At 67.8% G+C, this 3,442-nt stretch carries 5 protein-coding genes and 1 pseudogene; 4 read left to right on the top strand and 2 right to left on the bottom strand.

Going from position 1 to position 3,442, the window contains the following annotated elements:
- Both O2807_13750 and O2807_13745 read right to left on the bottom strand, forming a co-directional pair.
- The coding region (locus O2807_13750; protein ID MDA1001565.1) for a hypothetical protein at positions 1–607 on the bottom strand (607 nt) is incomplete at its 3' end.
- A gap of 4 nt (positions 608–611) precedes the next feature.
- A complete protein-coding gene (locus O2807_13745; protein ID MDA1001564.1) occupies positions 612–1,472 on the bottom strand; it encodes an FAD binding domain-containing protein in 861 nt (286 codons plus the stop codon).
- Positions 1,473–1,721: 249 nt separating this feature from the next.
- Here O2807_13745 and O2807_13740 point away from each other — a divergent pair.
- The 4 genes and pseudogenes from O2807_13740 to O2807_13725 form a co-directional block, all read left to right on the top strand.
- Positions 1,722–1,910, top strand: a pseudogene (locus O2807_13740) (SelT/SelW/SelH family protein).
- A gap of 123 nt (positions 1,911–2,033) precedes the next feature.
- Positions 2,034–2,504 carry an MOSC domain-containing protein gene (locus O2807_13735; protein ID MDA1001563.1) on the top strand — a complete coding sequence of 157 codons (471 nt, stop codon included), beginning with the start codon at positions 2,034–2,036 and terminating at the stop codon, positions 2,502–2,504.
- Between the two features lie 3 nt (positions 2,505–2,507).
- Positions 2,508–2,975 carry an MOSC domain-containing protein gene (locus tag O2807_13730; GenBank protein ID MDA1001562.1) on the top strand — a complete coding sequence of 156 codons (468 nt, stop codon included), beginning with the start codon at positions 2,508–2,510 and terminating at the stop codon, positions 2,973–2,975.
- 7 nt (positions 2,976–2,982) lie between these two features.
- Positions 2,983–3,442: PhzF family phenazine biosynthesis protein (locus O2807_13725; protein ID MDA1001561.1), on the top strand; the 460-nt coding region annotated here is incomplete at its 3' end.

Here is a 3,442-nt window from a genome sequence, read left to right as displayed (position 1 = left end):
AGAAGGTGTCCTCGAACACCTGATCGGCTTCTTCGAGGGCGCGCGCGGCGTCCCCGTGGCGGAGCTTGTAGTGGGTGCAGATGTTGCTGTTCGCCTTCCCCTGAAGGGACATGAGGTCGGCGAAGGCCCCCACCGGTTCGAGGGCATCGTGAAGAAGCGGCGCGCCCTCCCGGGCGGCCTCGAGGGGGCCGAACACCGCCGGGAGGTCTTCGTAGCCGGCATCGATCAGCGCGGCGGCGGCCTCGGCGGCCTCTTTGCTCTCGGCGGCGACGGCGGCGATGGGCTCTCCCGCGTAGCGGACCTTCCCGATGGCGAGCATGGGCTGATCCTTGAACGCGGGACCGAAGCAGGGGTCCACATCCTTCATCCGGCGGATGTCCTCTCCCGTCACCACCCGGATGACGCCGGGGGCGGCCGCCGCCGCTTCGGTGTCGATGTGGAGAATTTTCGCGTGGGGCCGGTCGCTCCGCGCAAGGACGAGGTGGAGCGCGCCGGGAAATTCCATGTCGCCGATGTAGGCGATCTCGCCGCGTACTTTCTCGGGTCCATCGAGCCGGGGGATGTCGTGCCCGACCACGCTCCATTCGATCGATTCGCGCGGGTCCATTCCGTTATCCCTCCGCCGCCGCGAGCAGCGCCCGCCGGATGAGCACCGGGGCGATCTCCTTGCGGTACCAGGCCGAGCCGTTGGCGTCGTCCATCGGTTCGAGCTGCGCGGCGCCCATCCCGCCGACCTGAGCGGCCAGCGCTTCGGTCATCCGCTCCCCGCGGAGGAGATCGCCTGCCCCTTCCACGAGCAGGGGAATCGCCGCGGCCGCCGTCACGACGACGCGCGCGTCCTCGATGATTTTCTCCTCCCCCCTTCGCAGGAGCGCCGCCACCCCCATGCAGGGCCACTCGGCCGAGGCGTGCCCGGTGTACTTGAGATAATGGCCGGAAGTTCCCGGCGCGGGGGGCGGCAGCTCCACCCCGAGAATGATCTCGTCCTCCGCCTTCGCCGTCTCGAAGAAGCCGGTGAAGAAATCCGCGACAGGCATCTCGCGCGTTTCCCGCGTAGAGCCGAGGCGGAGCCGCGCTTCGAGGGCGATGAGCGCGCCCGGCGGATCGAGGCGGTAGTCCCCGTGCGCGAGATTGCCGCCGAGGGTCGCCGTCCCGCGGACGCGCACGTTCGCCACCTGGGAGAGTGTCCCGGCGAGAAGGGGGTAGCGCTCCCGCACGATGGGGTGGGTTTCGATCCGCCGGAGGGTGGCCATCGCGCCGATGAAGAGGCCGCCCTCCGCCGTCTCGCGGATCTCCGCGAGACCGGGGATGCGGTGGAGGGAGACGAGACGCTCGGGGGTGAAGATGCGCTGGCGCATGAGGTTGATGATGGCCGAGCCCCCGGCGAGGGGGATGGCGCCGTTTTCGGCCAGCATGCGGCTCGCCGCCTCGACGGTTTCCGGCTCGAGAAGCTCAAACGGGGGGACGCCCACGGCGCGATCCTTCTTCTGTTTGATGGGTTCCGGGAAATCCTAGTGCGCGGCGGGGAAAAAGTAAAAGGGCGCGGCCGGTGTGGTTCATGCCGCCAGAGCCGTCCTTGCCGCCCGCTGGGCTTGGGTGCGACAATGCGTCCCTGGCAGAGGATACCGCCGGTTTTTTGTCAGACACTTTTCCAAAAGCGGAGAGGCCCTCCCATGCGATTGCACGTCGAATACTGCCAGAAGTGAAACTACGGCCCCCAGTTTGAGCAGTTGGCTCAGGCGCTGAAAAGAGAATTTCCCGATATCGAGATCGCCGGGAACAAGGACCGCCGCTTCCGTATCGGCGCCTTCGAGCTCGAACTCGACGGGACGCTGATCTGGTCGAAGCTGGACGGCGCCGGCTTCCCGGGCGATGCCGAGGCGATCTCCCGCATCCGGGAGAAAATGTAGTCCAGGGTGGGCAGGGGGAGGGAAGCTGCGTGTGCCCTCACCCCATCCCTCTCCCCCACCCCGCTCGAACTTCGTTCGGCGGGGACCCCAAATGAAGGGAGAGGGAGCAGAGAGGAGATGGGGATGTCTACTTGGCAGGGCGAGGTGGTGTCGATCCATACGGCGCCCGCCGCGGGCGAGGCGATGACCGACCTCCAGGAGGTGGAGGCGCTCGCGGGGCGCGGCCTCGCGGGGGATCGCTACGCGAAAGAGAGCGGCACCCACTCGAAGGCGGCCGGGCCCCACCGGCACGTGACCTTCATCGAGAGCGAGGTGCTCGAATCCCTGAAGCGCGATGACGGCATCGAACTTCCCGGCGTTCTTTGCCGCCGCAACATCGTGACGCGCGGGGTGCAGCTCATGGGCCTCGTGGGGAAAGAATTCAAGGTGGGCGGCGTGACCTTCCGCGGGGTGCGGCTGAACGAGCCCTGCCGGTATTTTCAAAACTTGGTTCAGATCGAGGGGGTAGTGAAGGCCCTCGTCCACCGCTCGGGCCTGAACGCCGAGGTGGTCGCGGGCGGCCGGGTCCGCGTCGGCGATCGAATGGGAGAGTAGATCATGTGGAAAGGAGAAGTCGTTTCGGTCCATCTCGCGCCCGCGGCGGCCGCGCCGATGGAATCCCCGGATGAGATCCGCCTCATCGAGGGCGCCGGGGTCGAGGGCGACCGCTACGCCAAGGGCGAGGGCACCTTCTCGAAAAACGAAGGCCCCCACCGGGAAGTCACCCTCTTCGAGCAGGAGGTGATGGACACCATCGCCCGCGATCAGGGCATCCAGGTCACCGGCGCGGACGTGCGCTTCAACATCATCACGCGCGGCGCGCCCCTCCATCATCTCGTGGGCAAGACCTTCCGGGTCGGCGGGACCACCCTGCGCGGGGTGCGCCTCAACGATCCCTGCAAGCACCTCGAGCGCACCGTCGGCGTCCCCGGCATCGCGGATGCCCTCATCAACCGATGCGGCCTCAATGCCGAGATCATCGCGGGCGGCGCCGTCCGCCCCGGCGATCCGGCGGAGGAAGCGTAGCGCGCGCATGTCCTTTCCCCTCGTTCAGGTGGACGCATTCACGGATGCTCCCTTCGCGGGAAATCCGGCGGCGGTCTGCATCCTGCCGCAGGCCTTCGATGCGCGGTGGATGCAGCGCGTCGCGGCCGAGATGAACCTCTCCGAAACGGCTTTCCTCCACCGCGAGGAAAACGGCTTCCGGCTCCGCTGGTTCACCCCGGCGGTCGAGGTGGACCTTTGCGGCCACGCGACGCTGGCGAGCGCCCACGTGCTCTGGGAGGAGAATTTTCTCCCGGTGCAGGAGGCGGCGCACTTTTCCACGAAGAGCGGCACGCTCATCTGCACGCGGGAGGAAAGCGGCTGGATCGGCATGGACTTTCCCGCCGTGCCGGAGGCAGGCGCGCCGCCGCCCGATGCGCTGGTCGAGGCCCTCGGCATCACGCCGCGCTACTGCGGCCGGACGAAATTCGATTACCTCATCGAGGCGG

Source organism: bacterium (assembly GCA_027622355.1).
Lineage (GTDB): Bacteria > UBA8248 > UBA8248 > UBA8248 > UBA8248 > JAQBZT01.
Note: the sequence above shows the minus strand (reverse complement) of the source record. Positions and strands in the feature narration are given on the sequence as shown.

Bases quoted from the DNA above. Each gene is read 5' to 3' on its own strand.
- O2807_13730 (MDA1001562.1), top strand. From the start codon at position 2,508: ATGTGGAAAGGAGAAGTCGTTTCGGTCCATCTCGCGCCCGCGGCGGCC.
- O2807_13735 (MDA1001563.1), top strand. From the start codon at position 2,034: ATGTCTACTTGGCAGGGCGAGGTGGTGTCGATCCATACGGCGCCCGCC.